The 24,244-nt window shown below is 41.4% G+C and carries 25 protein-coding genes; 14 read left to right on the top strand and 11 right to left on the bottom strand.

All coding sequences use genetic code 11. The features are described 5' to 3' along the window. Window positions 1-71 precede the first annotated feature (71 nt). On the bottom strand, window positions 72-1,145 hold the full coding sequence (locus V7L12_RS15485) for an anthranilate phosphoribosyltransferase family protein (protein ID WP_335085354.1): 1,074 nt from the start codon (window positions 1,143-1,145) through the stop codon (window positions 72-74). Between the two features lie 718 nt (window positions 1,146-1,863). On the opposite strand from V7L12_RS15485, the gene V7L12_RS15490 reads away from it, so the two are divergent. Both V7L12_RS15490 and V7L12_RS15495 read left to right on the top strand, forming a co-directional pair. After that, window positions 1,864-2,472, top strand: coding sequence for a GNAT family N-acetyltransferase (locus tag V7L12_RS15490; protein ID WP_335085356.1), 609 nt, complete (start codon window positions 1,864-1,866; stop codon window positions 2,470-2,472). A gap of 8 nt (window positions 2,473-2,480) precedes the next feature. Continuing rightward, window positions 2,481-3,608 carry a tetratricopeptide repeat protein gene (locus tag V7L12_RS15495; RefSeq protein ID WP_335085357.1) on the top strand — a complete coding sequence of 376 codons (1,128 nt, stop codon included), beginning with the start codon at window positions 2,481-2,483 and terminating at the stop codon, window positions 3,606-3,608. A gap of 449 nt (window positions 3,609-4,057) precedes the next feature. Here the strand turns inward: V7L12_RS15495 and V7L12_RS15500 are convergent, their stop codons facing one another. The 4 genes from V7L12_RS15500 to V7L12_RS15515 are packed head-to-tail and all read right to left on the bottom strand — an operon-like array spanning window position 4,058 to window position 8,730. Further along, entirely contained in the window at window positions 4,058-4,687 is a 630-nt protein-coding gene (locus V7L12_RS15500) for an FHA domain-containing protein (protein ID WP_335085359.1), read from the bottom strand. Next, window positions 4,665-6,803 carry a substrate-binding domain-containing protein gene (locus tag V7L12_RS15505; protein WP_335085361.1) on the bottom strand — a complete coding sequence of 713 codons (2,139 nt, stop codon included), beginning with the start codon at window positions 6,801-6,803 and terminating at the stop codon, window positions 4,665-4,667. The genes V7L12_RS15500 and V7L12_RS15505 overlap by 23 nt, the downstream gene beginning before the upstream one ends. A gap of 43 nt (window positions 6,804-6,846) precedes the next feature. After that, on the bottom strand, window positions 6,847-7,527 hold the full coding sequence (locus V7L12_RS15510; protein WP_335085363.1) for a response regulator transcription factor: 681 nt from the start codon (window positions 7,525-7,527) through the stop codon (window positions 6,847-6,849). A gap of 42 nt (window positions 7,528-7,569) precedes the next feature. Continuing rightward, the gene (locus V7L12_RS15515; RefSeq protein ID WP_335085365.1) at window positions 7,570-8,730 is read right to left on the bottom strand and encodes a sensor histidine kinase; all 1,161 of its coding nucleotides are present in this window, start codon (window positions 8,728-8,730) and stop codon (window positions 7,570-7,572) included. A gap of 431 nt (window positions 8,731-9,161) precedes the next feature. Here V7L12_RS15515 and V7L12_RS15520 point away from each other — a divergent pair, with 431 nt between their 5' ends. From V7L12_RS15520 to V7L12_RS15560, 9 genes are all read left to right on the top strand, one after another. Then, window positions 9,162-10,001, top strand: a complete 840-nt coding sequence (locus V7L12_RS15520; protein WP_335085367.1) for a Pvc16 family protein — start codon at window positions 9,162-9,164, stop codon at window positions 9,999-10,001. Between the two features lie 30 nt (window positions 10,002-10,031). After that, window positions 10,032-11,693, top strand: a complete 1,662-nt coding sequence (locus V7L12_RS15525; protein WP_335085369.1) for a phage tail sheath family protein — start codon at window positions 10,032-10,034, stop codon at window positions 11,691-11,693. A gap of 233 nt (window positions 11,694-11,926) precedes the next feature. Then, on the top strand, window positions 11,927-12,382 hold the full coding sequence (locus V7L12_RS15530) for a phage tail protein (RefSeq protein WP_334820644.1): 456 nt from the start codon (window positions 11,927-11,929) through the stop codon (window positions 12,380-12,382). Window positions 12,383-12,404: 22 nt separating this feature from the next. Beyond that, window positions 12,405-12,899 carry a phage tail protein gene (locus V7L12_RS15535; RefSeq protein ID WP_335085371.1) on the top strand — a complete coding sequence of 165 codons (495 nt, stop codon included), beginning with the start codon at window positions 12,405-12,407 and terminating at the stop codon, window positions 12,897-12,899. A gap of 10 nt (window positions 12,900-12,909) precedes the next feature. After that, window positions 12,910-13,257, top strand: coding sequence for a hypothetical protein (locus V7L12_RS15540; RefSeq protein WP_181931614.1), 348 nt, complete (start codon window positions 12,910-12,912; stop codon window positions 13,255-13,257). A 240-nt stretch (window positions 13,258-13,497) separates the two neighbouring features. Next, entirely contained in the window at window positions 13,498-13,881 is a 384-nt protein-coding gene (locus V7L12_RS15545) for a phage tail assembly protein (protein WP_335085373.1), read from the top strand. Then, the gene (locus tag V7L12_RS15550) at window positions 13,845-14,027 is read left to right on the top strand and encodes a DUF6760 family protein (RefSeq protein ID WP_335085712.1); all 183 of its coding nucleotides are present in this window, start codon (window positions 13,845-13,847) and stop codon (window positions 14,025-14,027) included. Before V7L12_RS15545 ends, V7L12_RS15550 begins: the two co-directional genes overlap by 37 nt. Beyond that, window positions 14,024-16,006, top strand: a complete 1,983-nt coding sequence (locus tag V7L12_RS15555; RefSeq protein WP_335085374.1) for an FHA domain-containing protein — start codon at window positions 14,024-14,026, stop codon at window positions 16,004-16,006. The genes V7L12_RS15550 and V7L12_RS15555 overlap by 4 nt, the downstream gene beginning before the upstream one ends. Before the next feature lie 54 nt (window positions 16,007-16,060). Continuing rightward, window positions 16,061-16,192, top strand: a complete 132-nt coding sequence (locus V7L12_RS15560; protein ID WP_335085375.1) for a hypothetical protein — start codon at window positions 16,061-16,063, stop codon at window positions 16,190-16,192. 214 nt (window positions 16,193-16,406) lie between these two features. Here V7L12_RS15560 and V7L12_RS15565 read toward each other — a convergent pair whose 3' ends face one another. Then, entirely contained in the window at window positions 16,407-16,859 is a 453-nt protein-coding gene (locus tag V7L12_RS15565; RefSeq protein ID WP_334820755.1) for an Hsp20/alpha crystallin family protein, read from the bottom strand. Between the two features lie 859 nt (window positions 16,860-17,718). Between V7L12_RS15565 and V7L12_RS15570 the strand changes: the two genes are divergently transcribed. Further along, the gene (locus V7L12_RS15570) at window positions 17,719-18,114 is read left to right on the top strand and encodes a hypothetical protein (protein ID WP_335085377.1); all 396 of its coding nucleotides are present in this window, start codon (window positions 17,719-17,721) and stop codon (window positions 18,112-18,114) included. A gap of 402 nt (window positions 18,115-18,516) precedes the next feature. Beyond that, window positions 18,517-19,245, top strand: coding sequence for a hypothetical protein (locus V7L12_RS15575; protein ID WP_335085379.1), 729 nt, complete (start codon window positions 18,517-18,519; stop codon window positions 19,243-19,245). Between the two features lie 54 nt (window positions 19,246-19,299). Here V7L12_RS15575 and V7L12_RS15580 read toward each other — a convergent pair whose 3' ends face one another. The 4 genes from V7L12_RS15580 to surE form a co-directional block, all read right to left on the bottom strand. Further along, window positions 19,300-20,076 (bottom strand): MGMT family protein, encoded by a 777-nt coding sequence (locus V7L12_RS15580; RefSeq protein ID WP_335085381.1) that lies wholly within the window; start codon window positions 20,074-20,076, stop codon window positions 19,300-19,302. 30 nt (window positions 20,077-20,106) lie between these two features. Beyond that, window positions 20,107-20,754, bottom strand: a complete 648-nt coding sequence (locus V7L12_RS15585) for a PAP/fibrillin family protein (protein ID WP_335085383.1) — start codon at window positions 20,752-20,754, stop codon at window positions 20,107-20,109. Window positions 20,755-20,841: 87 nt separating this feature from the next. Further along, the gene (locus tag V7L12_RS15590) at window positions 20,842-21,465 is read right to left on the bottom strand and encodes a hypothetical protein (RefSeq protein ID WP_335085385.1); all 624 of its coding nucleotides are present in this window, start codon (window positions 21,463-21,465) and stop codon (window positions 20,842-20,844) included. A gap of 182 nt (window positions 21,466-21,647) precedes the next feature. Then, window positions 21,648-22,328 (bottom strand): 5'/3'-nucleotidase SurE, encoded by a 681-nt coding sequence (gene surE / locus V7L12_RS15595; protein ID WP_335085387.1) that lies wholly within the window; start codon window positions 22,326-22,328, stop codon window positions 21,648-21,650. A gap of 615 nt (window positions 22,329-22,943) precedes the next feature. On the opposite strand from surE, the gene psb32 reads away from it, so the two are divergent. Beyond that, entirely contained in the window at window positions 22,944-23,681 is a 738-nt protein-coding gene (gene psb32, locus V7L12_RS15600; RefSeq protein ID WP_335085389.1) for a photosystem II repair protein Psb32, read from the top strand. An 80-nt stretch (window positions 23,682-23,761) separates the two neighbouring features. On the opposite strand, the gene V7L12_RS15605 is transcribed toward psb32, so the two are convergent. Then, window positions 23,762-24,145: a DUF4346 domain-containing protein gene (locus V7L12_RS15605; protein ID WP_334820622.1), complete on the bottom strand. Its 384-nt coding sequence runs from the start codon at window positions 24,143-24,145 to the stop codon at window positions 23,762-23,764. Window positions 24,146-24,244 lie beyond the last annotated feature (99 nt).

Below are 24,244 nucleotides of genomic sequence, written 5' to 3' on the forward strand. Positions count from 1 at the left end.
ACGCTACGCTAACGTAATTCGTAATTAATTACGAATTGTGTTGACACTTGGAAGTGATGAAATCCATGTGTTTACACTGCCACAAATGCTGCTGATACTGAATTTACTACCTGGCTCAGTTCTTGGAGTTTAGCTGCTACTACACCATTGGTTAATAATTCTTCTGCTTTAGCTAAACCCTCTGCCATATCTGAACAAATACCACTCCGCCATAGATAAAATCCGCCATTCCACAAGGCTGTTTGCATCAATTCACCTGGTTTACCTGCCAAAACCGCTTGAATATCCGCCAGCAGTTCTTCAGTAGTTCCAAGGGGTACGTTCTTGGTAGTAAAGCCGTAATCACGCGGTACGAGGTGCAATCGTTCTACCTCTTGGGGTGCTACGGATGAGGATAAGCTGATGATTGCAGTGCGATCGCGCGGTAAGTCGCAACTACCTTCCAATCCTTTGACTAGTGTAAATTTTGTTACTCCCCGCAGTCCGAAAGCTATCTGAAACATCCCTTCTGTCGGCGGATGGACAAATCCAGCAATTACGTGAGCATCCCCAGCATAGGGACACCAAATTAACTCCATTGTCGCCAACGGCGGACGTTTGCCAAGTTGGTCGCGGTACTCCCAAAGACTTGTAGTTAAGGGAAAATGCTGAGGTAAATAAATAAAGCCAATTCCTGTTTGCTCAAATACTTGTTGAGTTTGTGCTAGGGGTAGGGTAGTCCAATCGACTCCTAAACCATGCCAAATATCTATCAGGGGTAAGCCGTACTTAGTTGGTAGGCGATCGCCACCGTGCATTACCACTGGTTGTCCCACTGCGGCGAGTAGTAAAGCTGTTACGGGACTAATTGGTGCTGTGCGTGTCCTACCATCATAGGGGATGCCAAGAGCGATCGCTGGTCGCCCAGAGGCTATGGGTTGCAGTTTTGGCCCCAGTTCTTCATAAGCATCCAACATTCCAGCTAACTCTTCTCCCGTTGGACGCTTGATTCGATGAGCAATCAAAAACGCTCCAATTTGGGCTGGTGTCGCTTCACCCAGCAGCATCATTTTAGTAGCAGTGGCTGCTTGGGCGCGAGTTAAATTCTCAGCTGTGTGGTTTCCGCTGCCTACTTTTTGCAGAAATTCCCGAAATACATTGCTCATTTTTCCTTTGTCCTCTGTCCACCGTCATTTGTCTATTGTCCTTTGTCCTTTGTGATAAGCGAAAATGACTAATGACCGAATATTGGATTTTGGATTTAATAAATGTGAGTTCGATGAACTAAAAATAGCAGGATGTAGAGCAGGTAACTATTTGGGGTAGATGTCAATAAATGGTTTTTAAGGCAAATAAGTATAAGCAGTCAAACCCGCAATTAAGTTGACAAGGAAATTGAAAACATTACGATGTCTAAAGTCAGTAAAATGCCTTGAAAATCAGGACTTGCAAGCAGTTTTAGCATCAATTTCAGAAATCTTGCCTAAAACGCTAAGAATAACGACTTTTATTATTGCCCAGCAAATGTTTCAAGCGATTTACAGACGTATTTTGCATACTATCTACTGAAAAACCAAAATTTTTATACTTCTTTAGATAGATTGTATTATATGCTTAATTACTGGTAGTTGTTAGAAAATAGGCGCCTGAGGGCAAGAAATCTGAGCACGTCATTCGTGTATCCGAGGTCGCCGCAGCAATCCAGGTTTTTTCTACACTTTAAGAAAAGAAATTTCCACTTTAGCTTTTGATAGTTCACAAATCTCCTGGCTCTTGAAAGCGATACTTGGCCGCTTTCAGCCAGGAGATTTTTTGCAACTGCGTCACCTTCTATTTGCCAGAGAGTCAGTATGAAAGACATCGAAATTGAGATCATTGATAATTTTGAAACGTTTCAAAGGATCAGACACCATTGGGACTCCGTATACAAAACCGATCCTGAAGTTCAATTTAGGATTTTGGCAAACCAATTGGGAAGGCAGAAAAGGCGCAGACTACTGCCAAAAAATCGTAGAGAAAATTGGGTTACTTTTGCGTCATAGCTTTGCACACCAAAGCTTATACTTACCAGTGCTCTGGCAAGGGAACCAACCGCTGGGCGCGATCGCAAACCTAATGGATTTTGATCGCAAAACGGCTCTCTTCTTCATCGCAGGTCGCGACGACACCGCCAGAGAGCTTTCTTCTGGTCTGGTTCTTCATGCCTATGGGATTCAACATGCGATCGACAATAAATTTAAAGTCTATGATTTCCTGATGGGCAACGAGGCATACAAGTTTTCGTTTGGAGCCAAAGCCCGTCAGATCAAAACCATGCTGATCCAGTTCAAGCGATCGCACCAAAATCAAGCGCTAAATTTAAGAACAATTCCGGAAGCGCTCCACCGTTTTACCCATTACCAACAAACCAACCGACTCGATCAAGCAGAGCAAGGCTATCGTCAAATTCTGAACGTGCAACCTCAACACCCAGGCGCGCACTCTATCGGTTAGGAGTCTTGATGCATCACAAAGGAAAGTACTCAATCGCTGAAGAGTTGTTTAGATATCTCCTTCAGGTGCAACCTCAAGACGTGAAAGCTTGGTTTAGTTTAAGCAATTTGCATCAAGCTCAAAATCAATTACCAGAAGCGGAAGCAGCCTATGAGCAAGCTTTAGCACTCCCCTCTGAATCCTCAATGCTTTCATCAGCAATCCATCATAATCTTGGCTATACGTTGCAACAACAGAATCAATGGGAAGCCGCGATCGCACATTACCAAAAATCCCAAGAACTCCAGCCCAACTCCATCGAAGCAGAAGTAATTTTGGCAAATGCCCGCTACGCCCAAGGAACATTACCCCCAGAAAAGCAGCTGCATTACGCCACCCTCAACTATGAATTGGGTACTAAACGAAAACAGGTAGGTGATTTAAAGGTTGCGATCGAATACTATCGCCAATCCATCACAATGCAGCCCACTCTAGCAGAAGCTCACTATCACCTCGGCATCGCATTCCAAAAACTAGGAAACTTGGACGAGGCGATCGCACATTACCAAAGCGCCCAAGCCGTGCAACCCAACTATCTTGAAGCCGAAGCAAGTTTAGCGAATGCTCTTTATGTCCAGGGAAAGCTGCCCTCAGAAAAACAAGCGCATTATGCTGCCCTCAATTATGAATTAGGCAACCACTGCAAACAGGCAGATGATTTAGAAACTGCAACGGAATACTATCGGCAATCTCTCGTCCTAAATCCAAACCAACCAGAAGTTCATTATCATCTAGGATTTGCTCTCCAAGAACAAGAAAACTTGGAGGAGGCGATCGCACATTACCAAAGCGCCCAAGCCCTGCGACCGAACTACCTTGAAGCCGAGGTAGGAATCGCAACCGTCCTCTATGCACAAGACAAACTATCCGCAACGGATCAAGATCACTATGCTGCACTCAATTACGATTTGGGCAAGGTTCACCACCAATCAGGAGATATCAAGGCTGCAATCAAATATTATCAGCACGCGATCAGACTAAAACCAGACTTGACAGAGGTTCGCGATCATCTACGCCAAGCACTGCAAGAAGAGGACGGTATTAAAATTAAGGTCAGTCTTGCGAAACAATACACAAGTCCTAAAAACCTAGCTTAATATTTTTCTCGTTCCCAGTCTCCCAATATGGTTCGGTTAAGGTTTTTTGATGAAAATTTTAGATTACAAAGACGCGATAAATCGCCGTCAAGACGAAAGACTGATTATTGTAGAGACGGCGATTCATCACGTCTGTTGCCTTAACCGAACAGTATTGCCCAGTTTCCGACTCTCCATGCATTCAATGCCTGATTGGAGGCAGCAGCTCCTAATAAGCCATTCCCATACAGAGCATGGGAACCAGATAAACGAGAGAACAATGGAAAATCAAGCTTTTTCAACTTGTGTGTAAACCATAGCCCTTTAGGATCACTGCGTTGGGCGGGGCAATGCCCTACTTGTTCGCTTTTAGCGTTCCCCCTATGAAAGCAAGTAGCGTGAGGATTGGAGAGGGGTATACTTAATGTAGTTGCAAAACAGAGAATGCTGATTACCAAATCAACTTTTTACTACACAATATATACAGTGAAATTAACTAGGTTATCCTGACCAAATCGCAGTAAATCAGCGTTAAGCAGGCGATACTGCATACCGGGAGTCAGAGGATTGTTGTTTAAATAAATACCATTTGTACTCATATCAACAATCATGTAGGAATTTTGCGACCAGTCCCAATCGACTCGCGCATGACGACGAGAGACTATTCCCTCACTGGGAATACCAGTCAAGTCAATTTCTGGCGGTGCTATTCCTGGACTCTGACTGCGGCGACCAATATAACCTCCTTCCCCAACGAGGTGAAATTCTCTGCCGGTGCTATGAATCAGCTTTAAGGCTGGCGCTCTTTGAGTGGGAGGGGTATAAACAGGCGGTGTTGGTTGATAGGAAACTCTTGGCTGATAGACTGTTGAATAATCAACAGGAGCTTGTTGGGGAGGTTGGTAGTTAGGTTGGTCTGTGGCTGGGCGCTGATACTGAACAGGCGGTTGTTGATTGGGCGGTGGTTGACTAGGCGGTTGTGTTGTAGGGGCAACTACATTACCCACAGGAGTGGAACACCAGGGACAAACCTTAGCGTTGTTAGGCAGGGCGCGGTTAAAATATTCGCAACTGGGATTAGGGCACCGATTTGCAGGCATAAGATTTTATATCATCAGGCATAGGTTGTAAAGCTACAAGACCTACTTTACTAAGTAAACACTGACCCTGACGAGTAGTTAGCATCTGGGCAAATGTAGAACCACCAGGCAGGCGGTTGCTGTCTTTAGGGTACACTACAAAAATAGGGTATCCCAGAGGGTAGCTTTGGAAAGTTGTGACATCAACATAATAATCATCATGCTGACACAAGTCATCTGAGGGATTAATTGAGCGCCGATCGCGCTTTTGAAACAGAGGTTGAATAGCGGACTTTTTAGCATCTGCGATCGCTAGAGGATAGCCAGTACACTGACTCGAAGTTTTACTGATAATCCCAAAACTGATAATACCAGTGGTTCGCCCCTCTAAAGTCTCACGGCGTATTAGGTTTTGGGTTTTTGTCGTATCAAGTTTAGTAACTTTCGCTGCAAATAAAGCTTCGTCTTGAGGGGCATTTTTCAGGACTATTTCTTGAAATTTACTGATTGCTTCTGGTTCAGTTGGGGCAAAAGGTTTCACAGGCAGATTTGGAAGTTTGGGACTAATCTGCTGCCAATTAGTAATTTTGCCTGTGTAAATTTGACGCAATTGCTCAAGATTGATTTGCCCCCCAAGAGCATTGGCAAGATTTGAGTCTCTTTTATTAAATGCTACAAAAACAAGTAACCCATCATAAGCAACTGCTTTTTTAGCAAGTTTATCTGTGATCTTGTCTACCAAACTAGTAATTGCAAAATCTTTTTTGTTTGTTTGGACTTCTTCGAGACTTTTAATCGGATTATTTACATTTGATGACAAAACAGATTTATAGTCAAATGTTGCTGTTGCATCTGGCTTTGGTCTGGTCAATAAATCTCTTAAACGACTGTTGTCTACTAATTGCGTTAAAACAAAACTCCATGTACTATCTTTTTCTCCTGTGTAGGTAAATTGTCCAGAAGGAACGTTGGGGACTTCTGAAAAATTCCGCACAAGTCTAGACCATTGTATATATTGATTAGGATTATCTGTTTTCCTGCCCCAAAGCCAATACCAAATTCCCCCACCAAGTAGTAATAAAAACAGGATTACTAGCAAAAGTAAAGGCATTGGCAAAGGCTTTTTTATTTCTTGAGAACCTGGCGATCGCACTGAACTTGAACTTTTAGCACGATCTTCTTGAGGAAGTTCTAGCAGTGCTTGACGAGCCGCTTCTGCACTCTCAAAAGGAGTTTCCAGCCCAATTAAACGATAAATAAATTGCTTTAAATGGCTATCGGTATCCGGCCATTGTTGATAATCTCTAGGATCGAGAGGCTGGTTAGATGAAAAATTAGTTGTCCGCCCTGCCCATAAAGAAAAGGCTAACAATCCTAATGATTCTAAATCTTGACCAGTCCTGGCGGGAGCAGGTTGAGGAATAATCGGTGGAATAAATAAGTTTTCCCAGATAGCTAAATCACAAAAGTATATAGAAAACTTTTGATTATTTTCTACTTTAATTAAAGTACTATCTAAATTGATATTGCCGTGAGTGATACCCAGTTGTGTTTGATTGGAGGGAAAACGCAGCTTTTGGGTGTGGAGAAACTGGAGAGTTTGTAAACCTTGATTTAGTACTTCACGCACATCAAGAGAAGTCATTGCTCCCTTTTCTATGAGATACTTACCTAAAGTTTGGGATGAATCTATGCCTTGAGTAATTAAATAGCAGCGTTCTCCTTTTGCATCTGCGATCGCTTCTTTAGTTTCCACAAGACGGAAGTTTTGAATTCGACTATCGGCTAAACTTATCCCACCCACCCGTTTAAAAGTCTCTTTCCGCTTTTGAGTCTCACTTTCATTAAAAGAACGATTGGGGAGCAGGTATTCTTTGATGATTACAGGTTGTTTGTCTTTAAGTTGAACACCTGAGTATAAGCGGCCTAAACCCCGCACACCGACAAAACGAGCTATTTGATAAGTTCCCTGACTTCCTTTAATCTCAGCCTCCTGTGGTAAAGTTGCTGGAAAACCACATTCCAAGCAAAACTTAGCACCCTTAAGTTGCTGCGCCGTTTGGAAGGGGCGATCGCAACTTAAGGGAGAATTATACGAGCAGGGGTATTCTTGATAAAAAGATTCAAATGAAGCCATATACAAAGAGTTTCGTGAATTGCACCAATTACTTCTGTCGTGCTCAAGCGTGAACTAATCCTAACTTGAGGGCAGTCACAATCGCTTGAGTCCGGCTAGTAACCTTTAATTTTTCAAAAATACTGGTGAGATGCGCCTTAACAGTAGCAACTGTTACATATAAATGTTTAGCGATTTGTTCATTAGAAGCACCTTGAGTTAACCAGTATAAAACCTCTTGCTCTCTTTCAGTTAAATGCACCTCCTGACATGCTTTTACACAAGAATCTGAATAAGCCTGAAAAAACCGGAAAAATCGACTAGCAACTTCTGAAGGTAGATAAATTTCTGACCTAGTTACAGTGTCAATAGCTTCACACAATTGGGTTGCCACACGGTTTTTAAACACATAACCTGCGGCTCCCCCCTGCATCGCTCTAAAAATCCAGTCGTCTTCTTGATGAGCCGACAATACTAAAACTTTGCCAGTGTAAGCAGCTTCTTTAAGACGTGCCAGAACTGTAATTCCATCACATCCTTTCAATTGCATATCCAGCAAAATTAAATCTGGACACTTCTGGGTTGTAAACTTTAAAGCCTGCTCAACAGAATCTGCATCACCAATAACTTCTACAGGTAACGCCGAATTTATACTATAAAAATTTAGTAGAGTACGTAACCCTTGACGGAAGCGTTCTTCGTCATCTACGAGTAAAACTGAAAGTTTATTACTATCATTAGCCATCTTTTTAATTACGAGTTACGGATTACAGATTACGGATTTGAATTAATTCACGCTCCTTGGTCGAGGTAAAATCATCGAAAATTGTGCCCCACTTTCTGATAAAATTTGTGCCCAGATACTTCCTTGATGATCCAAAATGATTTTTTTAGCAATAGTTAAACCTAGTCCCGTGCCTCCTTTCCGTTGGGAATAAAATGGGGTAAATATTTTTTGTAAATCCTCTTGAGACAATCCTGGCCCTTGATCGGAGATTTTAATTAAAACTTCATCTTGAAAAATTTGCCAGCTACAGGTAATAGTTCCTGAATTAGGACTGAAATGAGCGGCATTACTGAGGATATTATCAAAAACTTGTTTCATTTGCAATCTATCTATCTTCAGTATTGTCGATGTATCAGGAATCAATATTTTAAGTTTTTTCTGCTTAATTAGAGGTTGCAAAGTTGTGATACTTTCAACCACTAAACTTCTTAAATCTTGAAGTGTTACTCTTAATTTTGCACTTTGACCGCAATCAATGAGTTCATTTAAATTAGTATCTAAATCTTGTATACTTTCGCCAATGATTGTTGCTTGCTCTTGCCAAGGGCTATCCTTTAAACCTAAGCAGAGATTATGTGCATACAATCCTATGAGTCCTAGAGAGTTACGTAATTGATGACCTACTCGATGCAAGATATCTTCCAGGAGTTTAATTTCAGTTTTTTGTCTTCCATAGTCCAAGGAAATATCTACATACTTACTCAGGAGGGTAGCAGAGCGTTTTACATATAGTTGTAAACTCGACGAGAGAGGTTCATGAGTAATGATTTGAATGTATTCAGGTTTTTGATTTCTATAGGATATGGGGCAAATGTAAGAAATCGATGAAAAGTCCTTAAGCTTAAATTCCTGTAAAGTCAAAGCAGGCGGAAAATCTGTGAGCCATACTTCCGAGCGCAAATAAGCTAAAGTTTTTGGGGAAAAAGGAACTTGGTCTTGACCATAATTTATAACCTCTTGATTAGCTCTCAATAATGAATCATGATAGACAATACGAGCGAAAAAAATTGGATGCTGACTAGTTAACTGCTCAGACTCAAGCTGACAAAAGCCTTGGATGTCTGAGGAACTCAAATAATTAGAGCCATTGTCTAGTTTTTGTACAGAAAAGCCTAGTGTCATCGCTTCACTCGCTTTTTGCAACCAAATGTTTTTACTCATCTGCTGGTCAGTATAAAATTATGCAGTCTTAGGAATGTTTATTTTTTTGTTAAGTTATCTTTTTAGATAATTCATCCAAATAATTATTAAGGTTTGTATTCACACGTATATTAAGCTAATTTTGCTGTATAAACAAGTTTGTAGTAAGGACTTTAGTCCTAATGTTAAGCATTGAAATACTTACTACGTACCCTGGCTTTCGTTAGCTTAATGGACAACTTAGGCAGGCTTTTCAGCCCACCCCACAAGAAAAAAATGTAGTGCGTCCAATTAAGAACTGCTCCAGATTAATCTACAACCTGAAGTTGCAGCTTTTCGGATTTTTGACCCAATACCCCATTTAAAAAATATCGACAAAAGTCTAATTAACTTTAGAAGACTGATACATATACTCTAGATGCATCTGGATTAGCTACCAGCACAACACTTTCATGCTTATCTTCGTTCTTCAAACTTTAGCCGAAATTCTAGCTGGAGGAACCTCACTTACCAGTACCGAGCAAATTGACTTTAGCCATCCTGGTAATCGGAGGGAAGAAGGAGCAGGGCCGACTCTCAATTTATATATTTTTGATATACGTGAGAGTAAGCAGGTACAACATTCTGGCAGGCAAGTTGAACGCAAGCTAACACGCGCTCTACAACCTGCTATTGTAAATTGGGCACCCGCTTGGTTTGATGTTGCGCTGCTATTAACAGCCTGGGATAGGACAGCTTTAGGTGAGCATCACTTTCTCAGTGAGGCTTTGACTGTGCTGTTGCGCCATCGCACCTTGGAAGAAGAGTTTTTGGTTCCTGAATTGCGGGGCTATGGGAATTTGAACCTGACAGTTGCCTTAGAGCCGCCAATTGAGATTGGCTCTTTATGGAGCGCTCTCAATGTGCCATTGCGTTCAGCCTTATATTTGACAGTTACAATACCCTTCGAGCCACAACCGACTCCAGTACCTTTGGTTTGGGAGCGAATTTTCAATTTGCGAAATCAATCGTCTCCCGATAGTGACAGTCTAGTATTAACCAGGCGAGTTGCGATCGCGGGTATTGTCAAAAGTGCGGTGACAAATCTGCCGTTGGTAGCGACAGAAGTGGCTGTAAGGGGAACTGAAAAGTCCATATTAACCACTAAAGAAGGGCTGTTCTTCTTTGAAGACCTTCATTTAGGTAATTATGTTTTGACTCTGAATCATCCTGGCTATTTACCCCAAAACGTCAATGCACTGGTAGATAACCAAAGTAATACTTTCAAAGAAATATTTCTAACTCCTGAATAATTAGATTTTTACTGACTTGGAGGGACTTTCATGGCTAGACTTGATTACTTTGCTCCTGGTGTCTATATTGAAGAAATTGATCGGGGTAGCCGACCAATTGAAGGTGTTAGCACAGCAGTTGCCGGATTTGTAGGTTTTACTGAAGACGTTCGCGGTGGGGCTGAGTTATACAAACCCCTGTTGGTGACCAATTGGACGCAATATCTCAACTACTTTGCCCGTCCCAACTCTGATGGATTCACCGACTTCAACGCCTATTTACCCTTTTCTGTCTACGGCTACTTTATGAATGGTGGCGGTCGCTGCTGGGTGACAAGCATCGGTACTCAGTTACCAGGCGCACCCAAACCCACGACTGCAGAACCGGCTATTCTAAGAATCAACGCTCGAGGTAATCGTCCAGCCCTGCGCTTTACTTTGCGCCCTGAGCAAGCAGCAGGTGGATTAGTAAATATTGTCATTATTGAAGGTTCGCCACGTGCCCTACCTGAAGGCACTGAAGGAGAAGCTCCTCCAAATACAGGGGAATACTTCACAATTGAGATTCGTCGGGGAGATGAAGTTTTAGAGGAATATGAGAATTTGACAATGAACCGCGAGCCTGCTAATCAGGTAGCCACTTATGCGCTGGCGGCATTGAGAAATTCGATGTATGTCACTTTAGAAGATATTACTCAAAGCGGACAGCCTTTAGCTCGTCGTCCGGTTAATGGTCAATATGAACTAGCGCCGCCGATTGTAGCTACCCCGCCTGATAGATTTTCACAAAATTTAGAAGGGGTTCGAGACGATCGCACCGGGGTACGCGGTATCTTTGAAGTTGATGAAATCACGATGCTAGCCTGTCCTGATGTGATGCGGGCTTATCAAGAGCAAGTGCTTAATTTAGATCAAGTCCACGGCATCATCGAACTGATGATTAGTATGTGCGAGGGTTCTGCCAGTGGCGATATTCCCAATCCGCCTAACCGCATGGTTGTACTTGATGCGCCACCGGAAGCCGTTAAACCCCAGCAAGTAGTGGAATGGTTGAATAGATTTAACCGTCGTTCGATGTTTGCGGCCCTTTATTATCCTTGGATTAAAGTACCTAATCCACGCGATCGCGGTAATCCAATTTTAGTACCTCCTTGTGGTCATGTGATGGGTGTTTGGGCCCGCACCGACGAAACTAGAGGAGTTTACAAAGCCCCTGCAAATGAAGTTCCCAGAGGCGTAATTGGTTTGGGCTATGACACTAACTTCCGCGAACAAGAACTATTAAACCCCTTGGGGATAAATTGTATTCGCAGCTTCCCCAATCGAGGTATCCGCATTTGGGGCGCACGCACTCTAGTTGAGCCAGATAAAACAGAGTGGCGTTACATCAGTGTGCGTAGGCTAATTAGCTATATCGAAAAATCCCTAGAATTGGGGACTCAGTGGGTAGTTTTTGAACCGAACGACCAAGATTTGTGGGCGCGTGTGACACGTACCGTCAGTAACTTTTTAGAGCGCATTTGGCGTGAAGGTGCTTTGTTTGGGGCGTCTCCAGAACAGGCATTTTATGTTAAATGCGACGAAGAATTGAACCCACCAGAAACCAGGATTTTAGGTCGTTTGTACATTGAAGTCGGTGTTTGTCCGGTCAGACCAGCGGAGTTTGTTGTTTTCCGCATCAGCCAATGGAATGGTATTCAAGATAGCGAATAGGGCATTGGGCATTGGGAAGAGACTTGGGGACAAGAAAAATTGGGGACAAGAGGAAAGGAAAGACTTGTTGCAAGTTCTAACTTTAGTCACCTTGTCTACCTTGTGCCCTTGCCTCCCCTGCTCCCCAGTCCCCATTACCCCTTATCCGCAGAGGGGGCCCCACCTTCCCCATTCCCCACTCCCCATTCCCAAATTAACTACACACATAACTACACGCAAAGGAGTCTAAAAGTATGGCAGGCGAATTTTTAACCTCTTGTAAATTTTACTTCGAGGCTGATGGAATTACTGATAAATTCATTAAAGAGATTAGTGGACTCGGTGTTGAAAATACCCCAGCGCAAGATGTCCACGGATCATCTAAGGGCGGTAAACTAATGCGCCAAGCTACACCAACTGTTGTTAAATTTACCAACATCACAATACAAGTCATCGCCACTGATGATATAGACCTTTATAAATGGTATCAAGACTGTAACGAGGACATGGGTGACCCTCGTAAGTGGAAGGAAAAGCGTAAGACTGGTTCGGTGGTTGCTTACGACCAACAAGGCTCTGAAAAGGCACGCTGGAACATTGTCAATTGTTATCCCTGTAAATACACTGGGCCTACCTTAAGTGCCTCTGGTGGTGATATGGCGAATGAAACCATTGAATTGGTTCACGAAGGAATTAAACGGATCAAATAATTAGCATTTGCAGTAATCAACAGTGGTACAATCCGCAAGTCGAATTCCAGAAGTTCTTACGGCCCATCGGTTCTATTTAGAACTGACACTAGAAGGTCAAAACGATGCCAATTGTTTCTTTTTGGAGTGTCAAGGCTTCAAAAGAACACAAGAGGTTATTGAAATTACTGAAGTCACTTCTCAAAGCTGGGGTACAAAAGGGCAGTCAAAAGGTCAGGTGGTAAGAACTAAGCTTCCTAGCAATCCTAAGAGTGGTAATCTCATTCTGCGTAGAGGTACTACCAACTCTATGGATTTTTGGAAGTGGTTTGAAAAAGTCCAACAGGGTAATTGGTCTGAGCAACGTAGACTTCTTGCTTTGTCTATTTATAATCAGGCAAATCAAGAAGTAGCTAGATTTGAATTAGCCGGTGCTTGGCCCGCAAGTTACAAAATTGCCGATGTCAACGCCCGTAGCCATGACATCGAAATTGAAGAAGTAGAGGTTGCTTTTGAGGAATTTAAACGCGTGAAATAATAGGAGGATTATGTTTCCCACAGAGTTTGAATTTACACTGCCAAAGGGGTATCTAGACTCTGAAGGCAACCTCCATCGCAAAGGTGTAATGCGGTTATCAACGGCGATAGATGAGATTGCACCCTTGCGTGACCCACGTGTTAAAGCTAATCCCGTTTATGCCACAATTATTATCTTGGCGCGAGTGATTACCCACTTGGGTGCTTTATCAGAAGTGACCCCTGCAATAGTGGAAAACTTTTTTTCGCAAGATTTAAATTACCTCCAAGATTTTTACCGTCGAATCAATGGATTGGAAGGCGAAACTTCCATACCAGAAGATACAGTAAATTCTCCCGAAGCACTTCTTCATAATTGAGTCGGGCATTGGGCATTGGGGAATGGGGAGCAGGGAGCAAGAGAGCAAAAAGCAAAGACTCATTAATGGAGTTCAGAGGCTCATTAATGGAGTTAAAAGACTCATTCACGAGTTATTAAAGACTCATCCCCTATTCTCAATGCCCAATACAACTCTTGGAGAGGCTGCGCCAACGACTTCTCTACGAGACGCACTCGCGTTCGCTCAGTACAAGTGCCCAATGCCAAAATTAAATAACCTATGCGCCGTAAAAAGGATACTCTCTGCACAGAATTTGCTTTCACTCTTCCTAAAGGGTTGAGTGATGGTGAACAACGAGTACATCGTCATGGGGTGATGCGTTTAGCCACCGCTAAAGATGAAATTTTAGTGCAACAAGAGCGCAAAGTTCAGGAAAATCAGGCTTACGATGTCTTGGTAATGCTTGCACGAGTCATCACTCGTTTGGGCAGTTTCAACTCTGTTAGTCCTGATTTACTCGAAGGACTGCTCTTACATGACATTGCCTATCTCCGAGAATTTTACAATCGAATCAATCAACAAGGCAATGTACACATTCCGACACAATGTCCCCACTGTAATACTCAATTTTCAATGGAGCTAGAACTAGCGGGGGAGTCGTAAGCTACCCCTCTGATACTTTATATGAGGAGGTAGCTTTTATTGCTTATCATTTCCACTGGTCACAAGATGATATTTTAAATTTAGAACATACTACCCGTCAGCGCTGGGTGGTAGAAATCAATAAAATTAACCAAAAATTAATATGAAAGTAAAAGTTAGCTACTCACCAAATCTAAGTGAAGTCAATGAAGTTGACCTTACCACAGAAACTCCAACGAGAGGAGAATGGCTAATAGGTCGTTCTCCTGATTCTGATTTAGTGCTAGACAGCCCTGATATCAGTCGGGTACATGCTAAGTTCTTTGTTAAAAGTGGAAATTACTACTTCTCTGACCTTGGCAGTAGAAATGGCTCAATATTTAACGGGAAACAAGCTGAAAAAGATCGACCATATTCTTTGAGCGATGGAGATATTATTCGGATTGCAGATTATGTTTTGATTTTGGAAGCAGTTGCTCCCGCTTATGAGCAACCAGAGACGGTCTTTAGAATTATAGATCCTTCACTGTTTTCTCGGCCGCGATCGCCTGAAAATGTCAGCGCTGCCAATGTTGTTAATCCAGCCCCAGAGGTAGTTAACGAAGTTCCAGCGCCAATTAGTCCCGAAGTAGAAACACCCCCTTCCTCAGAAATCAACGAAATCTCAGAAGTTGTTTCGACTCAATCTGATGATGTCCCCCCAGTTATTGAGATAATCGCCCCTGAAAACATCATTCAGCCACCAGAAGCAGTTAGCGATGTTCCACACGATGTTAGTGATGAAATTGTGGATTTGCAGACATTAGCTGCACCAGAAGTCAGCGAAGCCTCAGAAGTTTCTTTGACTGAACCTGATGACGCCATAGCTGCACCTGAAAACATCATTGAAACTCCTGAAGAGGAAAGTATAGTTCCAGAAGCTACCCATGATGAGGTTACAGACTTTGAAGCAGCACTGGCGGCAGAATCTACTTTCGTACAACAGCGTGAGACAAGTGCTATTCCAGAAACTACCTACGGCGAGGATGCAGAGTTAGAGGCAGCACTAGAAGCAGAAGTTACCTTCGTACAGCCACGTGATATTTTCAACGAAGTTCCTGCACAGAATCCTATTCCAGAAGCTACTTACGATGAAAATACAGAGTTGGAGGCAGCACTAGCAGCAGAAGTTACCTCCGTACAGCCGCGCGATATTTTCCACCATGTATCTGAGGAGGAGAGTGACATTTCCGAAGCTACTCATGATGAAGTAGTGAATTTGGATACGCCAGTCACAGAAGAAGTCAGTGAAGTTGTTGAAAACGAAGAGATTCAGCCACAAGAAGCATTGAGCCAAGTAGCAGAGGAGGAGAGCCAAGTTACACAGGATATCGATATCATTGATGAAGCAATAGATTGGGATACGTCAGTTACAGCAGCAGACAGCGCAGATGTTGACGAAGTAGAACCTACTTCTGCGGTCGATGAAACAATAAGCAAAGTTTCTGAAGCATCAACTGCACCTGATGATGTCGTTGCGGAAGTTTTAGGCAATCAATACATTGATTTGAGAAATGCAACTACTGAAGAAGTTAGTGTATATGTTGATGATGTTGCTGCACAAATAAGTGAAATTTCTGACTCAAATGATATTCCATCTTTGGAAACAACAGAAAGTGGAGCTACTGAGAGTATCAGTCAAACTATTGAAGAATTTCCGCAAGTAGAAGAAGATCGTTTTGATGAAACTCCAGAAGAAACAAATGTCAGTGAGTCTCCTCAAGCAATCATTGAAAGAAATATAGTACTCATCGCTCATGAAAGCAAGAAATCAGAACTTGCTGAATTGGTTTCTGAACATCAGGAATTTTTCTCGCAGAGTTTTACAATTACCTGGCCATCTGTTAGTGAAGTTTTACATCAACAGGCAGGGATAATTATTAGTCAACAAACCCCCGCACCAACTTCTGGAGGATATCAAACAATTGCTTCATTGGTTGGAGCCGGAGAAATTGTAGCAGTTATTTTCCTGCGGGATTTGCTGCAATCTCAGCCTGGTCAAGCAAATGAAGAAGCACTGTTAAGATTATGCACTATTAATCAAGTTTTATTGGCTACTAATTTGTCAACAGCTAAGGCGATTGTGCATTATCTGAAACACATATAGCAATTCTAAATTAGTCACGAATGTGAAAGCCAGCCTAGAAGAAGCTTTTAGATATTGTCTCGTTCCCAGTCGGAGACTGGGAATGCCGTCCTAGAGGCTCCGCCTCCCTTGCTGGCGGCTCTGCCGCCAGGAGCAGCATTTCCAGCTAGAGGCTGGAAACGAGGTCTTAAAGGAGTTTCAGCTTAAGTTGACACGCATGGGCACTGCCGTGCCCTTACACTCCGCGATATAATGTTGTACCGGATCTGAATGGGAACCGCTATAGTACTTTTTCTAAACACTAAAGTGCTAAGAAAAAAGCTCGGTCACTCGCATGACCATGCTCTTAACTATTTCAATCAATTATTGCAGGTAAAGTAGTGCGATGGCGTAACCGCCCAGCGTAGCTGATCGCAAACCCTTAGTTAGCAGACTGTTCCAAATTTACCTTGACAACTTTGTTCTTTTCTTGCTCAGTTTTAGGCAGTGTCAGATTCAAGATGCCATCTTTATAATCTGCCGTAACGTTGGTGTTTTGAATCCGAGCAGATAGAGGAATTACGCGTTGAAATTTACCGTAATGAAACTCACTTCTGGTAACACCTTTTTCCTCTGTTTTCGTTTCAGACTTCCGCTCACCGCTAATGTAAACAGCATTTTCTGTGACTTGCACATCCAGGTCTTTAGCTTCTATTCCTGGCAGTTCTATCTTCAGATGAATCGCATCTTCAGTTTCTTGGATTTCAGCAGCAGGAACTTTGCTTAAGCCTTTGTCAAACAATGCAGATGGTAGTCTGGTATCTTCAAAGAAACTATTGATTTGGTGTTGTAGAGTGTCAATTTCTCTCCAAGGATTCCAACGAACTAGTGTTATAACTCTTCCTCGCATCACTTAGCTTTGTTTAATAATTTTTGCACTTAATTTTGTGCTTACATATTCATATTATGTAGAGTTGATCCTGCTGTAAATTCGCTTTTTAACACCAATCAATTGATGATTACCGTACTAAATTAGATAGAAAAAATTTTACGGGTTACTATAATTTGTATGTTCGGTAAACCCGAATAGACAAATTAGATTTAATTTATACTAAACCAATAAATTTGCTGTTGAAGGGATAGCGCAGAAATACGATGCCTCAGTTGGGCTATGTTTACAACTGAGTAACAGCTTTGCATAAATTTTTAGATAACCTCAGTTAAATACATATCTGTTCAATTTTGTCCTGCACTTACAGCAGTTTTCATGTATTTGAACCACACGGTAGGGGCGCAAGGCCTTGCGCCCCTACCGTGTGGTCTATTTACCTGAAAATAGCTGTAACTCCCGATTGATTAACCAACACAGTATCAATAATGAAACTCTTTTCCCTGCTCAATTTTGCACACATTTTTGATTATAGTGTCCTACCTAGAATCGCTAGGAATCAAATAGCTACTCATAGCAAGAGTGGCACATCAATCAACACAGCTATCAAATCTAATACTTTACACAACCATTCCACAGATATCAATTGCCTCAAAACCTTTGATACTGCTGTTCTTGCTTATCACATGATGGGTCTTAACAACTTTTAACGATTCGTAGGATGCGCTCAATTAAATCACCCGAATGGGTGAAGAGCAAATCAACCGTTCAGGTGAACTGGGTGCAGGAAGTTAAGACAGATAAAAAATAAGACCCTATTACTCAAGAACACTAATTGCACTTTACTATAACTAAGGATAATCCTATGAAACTCTCTATCTTGATCGATTCTGTACTCATTGTTACTTCTATTACTTTATTGCCTGGAATCGGTGGCGTTCAAATAGCTACTAACAATAGTGGCGAACCTATAGCTATCAACTCTAACGATTTATCTACTCATTCCAATAAGGTCAGCTACCTCAAACCCTTTGATGCTGCATTTCTAGCTTATCAAGGTAATCTAAAAGCACAGGGTATTCCTAGCGGTAGCGCTTCGGTATTTCAATACCAAACAGGAAACCTGACTGCACTAAATGTGGTTAAGGCTGCTGTCAACGCTAAAAAGTTACCAGCACAAGCTTTGAATGATAAAGATTATCTAAACACTGTCGAGTCACAGCTGACATTATCCGACAGCACCAATAATTTATCTTACTAAGTACAGATTTGCAGAGGTTCGTAATGGATTTATAAAATGCTGTACTATCATCTGGTTGCTTTTTTGACAACAAAATGCGTAACCGAGCAGGAAAAGCTGCTGTCTCCGCCTAATCACCATCTGATTCGCAAAAATTACTTTGACCCCTCCAATACAAAACTTTGGAGGGGTTTTTATTTGGTGCTACGGTTGCTACTTGCTCTAGCATCATCCCCTGCACAGTCGCACTGGAATGCTTTCTGCTCGCGCAAGGGCGTGACTTATCACACTTTTAGAAAAAAGGGACGGGTCATAAATTATTTACTGTTCTATCAAATTAACGTTGTTAAGTTACTCAGCAGGTGTAGTTTTCACCTCCAGGCTGTGTTAGATATTGTGACGCGAAACAGGAGTATAGATACTTTGCTAAAGCTTTCTCCAGAATCTCCTCTATTTATTGTATTAATCATTATTAGTTTTCTAGTAGTAACTTTGTCAACTTGGTTATCATCTAAACCATTTGTTTTAAAACCATTTGGGGTTAATGATATTGTCCAACTGCTCACATTACAATTATTCATTTCTTTGCTGTTAGAGCGTTCTTTAGAAGTTTTTATAACTACTTGGCGTGGCCCGTTCGTCGAACAATTAGATATTAGTATCCAGCAAAAAAAGGCTCTATTGTCTGAGAAGATAAGACTTATGGAAGTACAACAGAACCAATTCTCTTCTTTAGAATCTAATCAAACCAGTGGACTCCCACCTGAAGGAATGAGTTTAGAACAGCAAATCATCCAAAACTTTACACAAAACCAACAAGAACCATTAAAAATATTCAAGCCACAAATGGATGATATAAATGAAAAAGAGCGCCAAAGAGCAGCCTATAAATCTGATACACGAACAATTGCTCTATGGACATCTCTTTTATTCGGTCTTTTAATGAGCGCAATAGGTATTCGCTCAATTGAGCCGCTTGTAGTAATTGATTTAGATAATCCCATACAAGTAATTATTTTTCGTTGTTTAGATGCATTGCTGACAGGAGGTTTAATTGCAGGAGGTAGCGAGGGAATTCATAAGCTCATAAAAGTTTTTATCGACTTTATGGAAGCTACATCTAAACAAATAAAAAATCAGGGATCGTCTTGATAAAACTCTGAATGTAGGATAATATTACCAAGATTTTGGTAATTACATTAATATCTATTCTAAATATATAGTACCATCTTGCCATAAATAATCTTTAATTTCTACAAAATTTTTGTTTAAATTATTTAATAAATCTGCTTTAGATAAAACCTGAACTTTTTCCATTTCCAACTTATTTTTTTGTTGGCTCACATAAGTTATCAAATAACCTTTAGAGTCTAATATTCTATGTACTGGATAATCAACAGGTGAAGTTTTTTTCAGGTATATAGGAATAGCTCTTAGATAGCTATTATCTACTCCTATAGCTTTGATTATCTGTTTATATGTAACTACTTTTCCACTTGGAATTTTGATAATAAAATTTAGAAATCGTTTATATGGAATTTCAGATAATGCTGGAAATTTATTAGCTTGAACCTGAAAATTACTCCCAACCTTGATTTGACCTGATTTAATAACTACACCTAAAATTCCTCTTTTACGTTGGATGCTTTTTAATGATTTTACCAAGTGAGCTATTCGCTTACATGGTTCACAGTGAAAAGTTAGCCGAATTGCTGCACCACTTTCAAAGGTTAGCAGAGAGCCAGGGATAAATTTATCAATTTCTATACCTTGAACTACAATATTTTCTCGCAATTCTCCTGGTTTAATTGATAAGTCGAAAATATCTTCGTATCTAACAATTAAAACTTGCCTGGGACTTATAGGATCGGCATTAATATCTCCTTCTATACCATGATTTACCTTTAAATTTAATGTTTTAAGCTCTACCATCGCAGAACCTGGTTTTACTTTCCTAAAAAGATGCATGATTGAGAGAGCCATATTCATTCAGCAGCGTGATTAATCTCAAATTTAGGAGGTGAAGTCAGGTAAATTATCGGATTTACTAAGAATGAATAAACTTCCATCTCCTCCACGTCCAATTCTTAAGGTTTCATCTAAGTAAGTAATATCCAATGTGGCAGTTCTGCTAGTAGGATTATTAGCTGGGACAACCTTAAATGGGTTAAGTTGGGGAGTATTAATGCCAACAATCTTCTCAATCGATAGATAGCGTTTATCAAAATAGACGTTGATACGTTTATTCGCTATAGGCTCTAAATCTTCTTTAGCTGGCTCAAAGCTAGCTGTCACTTTGACATATCCCGATACTAGCCCCAGAGGATGTTGAACTTTAGCTAGATTGAAAAACAATTTATTTGCAACATCAATCACTTGATAAACTTTACCCAGCTTTAATCCCAATGGAAGAGAAGCTAAAGAACGGATTTCTCTGGCTGTGGAGTATTGCAGTTGCCAAGCTCCCTCTAGCAAAGAAGTAGCGTAGAGAAGAGGATTGAGATTGGGATTGACGCTCTCCAATTCCGTCGTCAATTGTTCAAATTCTGCGGCTAAGGTTTTGTCTAGCTGCAAATCGGTAACGGGAGAGCCGTTGCTCTTGGTTTGAATATTCTCAAGCTTTGCTTGTAATTTTTTCTTAATTAAAATTTGGTTATTCAAGGGTTAAAGATTTTCCTTTATATATCCTGTTTCTTTAGTTCAACTTTTATGCGGGAAGTGCATAAAAGTTGGATTATTTAGATGAGATTAGTCAATGAGTTGTGGGGTGGGAATTTGTGTATCGATATCCGCTTGGGAAAAAGTAGGGAGCAACCAGCTACTCTCACCCGCCTTGAATACTTTCGCAGGTTCAACATTCAATTCGATTGCACCAGTGGCTGGATTGGTTCTAGCAAGAGACTGTGTGCCATCAACAAACTTGACGGCGATTGCTTGGGTCAGTTCTTCTGGTTGAGCATTTGGGCCTAGAATCACTTGAGAACCTGCGGGTAAGTAAATGCCATCGCAATCCCAATCATCATCGGTGATTGTTCCTGCGCCCAGAAAGTAAAGTTGGGTTGGAGATTTTTTTGGTTTATTGGCATAGACAGCCAAAGTCTTTCCAGTTTCATTACGGCACTGTGCCCGCTTTCTAGCTGTTTCTATGACATATTTCTGAAACTGCAATTGTGCCAGTCGCTGCTGGAATTGCTCAGGTGTATAGCCAGCTTGCTCAGGTGTATCCTTTACAGTTAGAAGTTGATTGAGCGCCTGAGTTACCTCAGCATAGTCAGCCCCCTTAGTGAAATCTTTGCCTGCCCAAGAGGGTTGAGCAATTAGCAGGTTCACCATCAATACGAGAGCGACAAGAATAATTTTGAGAAAGTGCATATATTTCTCCTTTTTTTGAAATTAGTATTCAGTACCACTGAAACTTTACCAGATTTCAAATCCTTGAAAATTTTGATCGCGATCGCACCAACAATAGCCATAAGATTAATTAATAGCCCTACAAGCTCTCCTCAATATCCACTAAACGGTGCTAGCAGTTAACTAGTAACTGATGGCTGATATCAAACCCTTAATTGAGTTACCGCGATATTGCCGGAAAAACATACATCCACATCGCTGCCAGGAGTGCGATCGCGTTTGCCATATTCCCCTACATAATAAAAATCATCGCCTTCAATTCGATAGTTCACGGGCAAAGGTTTGGTACAGGCTTGGCAAAATACCACTTCAGGATCTGGTTCTCCTGGTTGCAGATGCGGCAGATTCACATTCCAGAAGCTTCCTGGTTCTAGGGGACGCTTGAGTAAATCCGCTAAAACTTCAGCAGTGAATTTGGCAGCCAGATTCCAATCAAAATTCTGTTTGGCTTTGCGATACTGAGAAATGGCAACTCCGGGAATACCGTGCATCGCGGCTTCCCGCACGGCGGCAACTGTGCCAGAAATATAGGCATCGACTCCCAAATTGCCCCCAGCGTTGATACCTGAAAGTACAAATTTGACATCCGCGGGAATTTGTGTTAAGGCAATTCTCACACAATCAGCGGGAGTACCTGCGATCGCATACTCAGTCTCAGAACGTCGCTGGAGGTTGATAGCACGAGTAGTAGTAACTTGATGTCCACAGCCAGACTGATGATCGGCAGGAGCAGCGATAATAGAATTTCTGCCATTTACAGCTTTAAGCAGCGCTTGGATACCGGGGGCATCAATGCCATCGTCGTTAGTTAAAAGTATAGTCATGTATATATGATATTGATTTAGCTAAAATATCAGAAAAATGCAGATATCAACCATCACATAGACATCTACAGCAGAATTCAGAATTCAGAATGGGCTGCGCCCCGTTGCGCTAACAGGAGTAAAATAAACACGCTTTATACCTGGGTAACAGACGAATCGTTGTGTACCTCACCTACTTGAAATCTGCTGTATGTAAATTAAATATGCATTGTCCAAAACCCTTGTAGAGACTTAGCAATATAACGTCTTTACATTCTTTTTCACTTAGATATCTAATGAGTACGGCAGGAAAAGCTACTTGCAGATATAAAAATATATACTTGATTTTGCAAAAAATATTGATGTGCGATATGATTTCTAGATGGTTTGCAAATTCCGCCCTAAGCATTTGGGTTAATTCCCAAAATGGGCGGTATTTCTTGTGACTAGCAAGACAGTTAATGTCAGGTTAATGCTTGCACCCGCCTCAGAACAAGTTTGTGTAATCAAAAATCCCGTACAATACATATTTGCTGGGAATATCAGAAATTTTACACTGAAGAAAATCGGGAACGAGGTGATTTTTGCAGTGGTTCTGTAGTATTTTTGGTGCAAGTCTGTCTTAGGGATCACACGATGAAACAGCTCCTCAAACAAGTTTTTAGCAGTCAAAAACACCTCATCCGGCTAATTCTACCTTTGGTGACGGTTATTTTCGCAGCCTCGCTGTTTGCTACACCTGCTTTAGCCACAGGTGTGTATCAAATACCCAGCCTGACAGCAGGGAATGACACCTGGGTTTTGGATCAAGGTGAAGTCATCAGCCGTCTGAATGAAGGCAAGATTAGCAGCGCTTTTAAGGATTTGGCAAAGCAAACAGATAAGGAAGTCAGAATTGTTACTGTTCGCCGACTCGACTACGGCGAAACACCAGAAAGCTTTACAAAAGAACTGTTTAAAAAATGGTTTCCGACAAAAGCAGCCCAAGCTAATCAAACTTTATTGGTTCTTGATACAGTTACCAATGGTACCGCCATTATTACTGGGGATCAAGTCAAGCCAATGCTTACTGACTCTATTGCCGAGAGTGTAGCTACTGAAACAGTAAGTGTGCCGTTACGCAATGGTGACAAATACAATCAGGCATTTCTCGATGCAAGCGATCGCCTTATCGCCGTTCTCTCTGGCAAAACCGATCCAGGCCCACCCCAAATAACTGACACTGTGCAGGTTGGAGGCACTTTCAAGAAAGCAGAAGAAACCAACCAAGGTAACGCTACTGCTTGGGTAGTAGGATTGTTAATTGCCGCCACCGTTATCCCAATGGCAACTTACTATATCTATCAGATAAATCAGCCCTCATCTAATGGGTAATGGTGGAGTTAGGAGTTAGGAGTTAGGAATTTCTAACTCTTAACTTTTAATTCTTAACTTTTAACTTCTCACTCCTAATTTTAATCTTGAACATACTCTTGCCCTGTAACTAAAGCTACCTCAGCCCGGACAAATTCTCGACCTAAATAAGCTGCATGATCTAATTGAGTTACCAAAGTGGGCTGAGTTTCTTCAAAAATTTTCACGCAAAGTTCTTTCGCCGTTCTCGCGCTAAAAACTGTTGTATGAGTTCGTTCTACCTTTTCTCGCGCCGGAATAACCTTTCCCGTTTCAGGATCGACAGCTAAACCGCGATCGTCAATCACATTTGTAAAATGCTTGGCATAAATTAACCCTGCGTCTCGATCTAAGTAAATAATGAAATATCCACCTGGATCGAGGTCAATATGACGCTGGGAAAGTTTATCATCAATTGCGGCTAAATCTTCAACTATTAAATCCATAAGCATTATAAAAAGAAATTTTCTTTCTTGAGGGTTTTTACACTCTATATCAAGTGTAATTCCTATCTTCCTTAGTATTATTGATATCTTTCAGATATT

The sequence above is a fragment of the Nostoc sp. genome (assembly GCF_036918245.1).
Taxonomy (GTDB): Bacteria; Cyanobacteriota; Cyanobacteriia; order Cyanobacteriales; family Nostocaceae; genus Nostoc.

Bases quoted from the DNA above. Each gene is read 5' to 3' on its own strand.
- V7L12_RS15495 (WP_335085357.1), top strand. From the start codon at position 2,481: ATGCATCACAAAGGAAAGTACTCAATCGCTGAAGAGTTGTTTAGATAT.
- V7L12_RS15525 (WP_335085369.1), top strand. From the start codon at position 10,032: ATGGCTAGACTTGATTACTTTGCTCCTGGTGTCTATATTGAAGAAATT.
- surE (WP_335085387.1), bottom strand. From the start codon at position 22,328: ATGACTATACTTTTAACTAACGACGATGGCATTGATGCCCCCGGTATC.
- V7L12_RS15590 (WP_335085385.1), bottom strand. From the start codon at position 21,465: ATGCACTTTCTCAAAATTATTCTTGTCGCTCTCGTATTGATGGTGAAC.
- V7L12_RS15520 (WP_335085367.1), top strand. From the start codon at position 9,162: ATGCTTATCTTCGTTCTTCAAACTTTAGCCGAAATTCTAGCTGGAGGA.
- V7L12_RS15485 (WP_335085354.1), bottom strand. From the start codon at position 1,145: ATGAGCAATGTATTTCGGGAATTTCTGCAAAAAGTAGGCAGCGGAAAC.
- V7L12_RS15580 (WP_335085381.1), bottom strand. From the start codon at position 20,076: ATGGCTCTCTCAATCATGCATCTTTTTAGGAAAGTAAAACCAGGTTCT.
- V7L12_RS15545 (WP_335085373.1), top strand. From the start codon at position 13,498: ATGCGCCGTAAAAAGGATACTCTCTGCACAGAATTTGCTTTCACTCTT.
- V7L12_RS15555 (WP_335085374.1), top strand. From the start codon at position 14,024: ATGAAAGTAAAAGTTAGCTACTCACCAAATCTAAGTGAAGTCAATGAA.
- psb32 (WP_335085389.1), top strand. From the start codon at position 22,944: ATGAAACAGCTCCTCAAACAAGTTTTTAGCAGTCAAAAACACCTCATC.
- V7L12_RS15530 (WP_334820644.1), top strand. From the start codon at position 11,927: ATGGCAGGCGAATTTTTAACCTCTTGTAAATTTTACTTCGAGGCTGAT.
- V7L12_RS15540 (WP_181931614.1), top strand. From the start codon at position 12,910: ATGTTTCCCACAGAGTTTGAATTTACACTGCCAAAGGGGTATCTAGAC.
- V7L12_RS15605 (WP_334820622.1), bottom strand. From the start codon at position 24,145: ATGGATTTAATAGTTGAAGATTTAGCCGCAATTGATGATAAACTTTCC.
- V7L12_RS15505 (WP_335085361.1), bottom strand. From the start codon at position 6,803: ATGGCTTCATTTGAATCTTTTTATCAAGAATACCCCTGCTCGTATAAT.
- V7L12_RS15515 (WP_335085365.1), bottom strand. From the start codon at position 8,730: ATGAGTAAAAACATTTGGTTGCAAAAAGCGAGTGAAGCGATGACACTA.
- V7L12_RS15570 (WP_335085377.1), top strand. From the start codon at position 17,719: ATGAAACTCTCTATCTTGATCGATTCTGTACTCATTGTTACTTCTATT.
- V7L12_RS15510 (WP_335085363.1), bottom strand. From the start codon at position 7,527: ATGGCTAATGATAGTAATAAACTTTCAGTTTTACTCGTAGATGACGAA.
- V7L12_RS15500 (WP_335085359.1), bottom strand. From the start codon at position 4,687: ATGCCTGCAAATCGGTGCCCTAATCCCAGTTGCGAATATTTTAACCGC.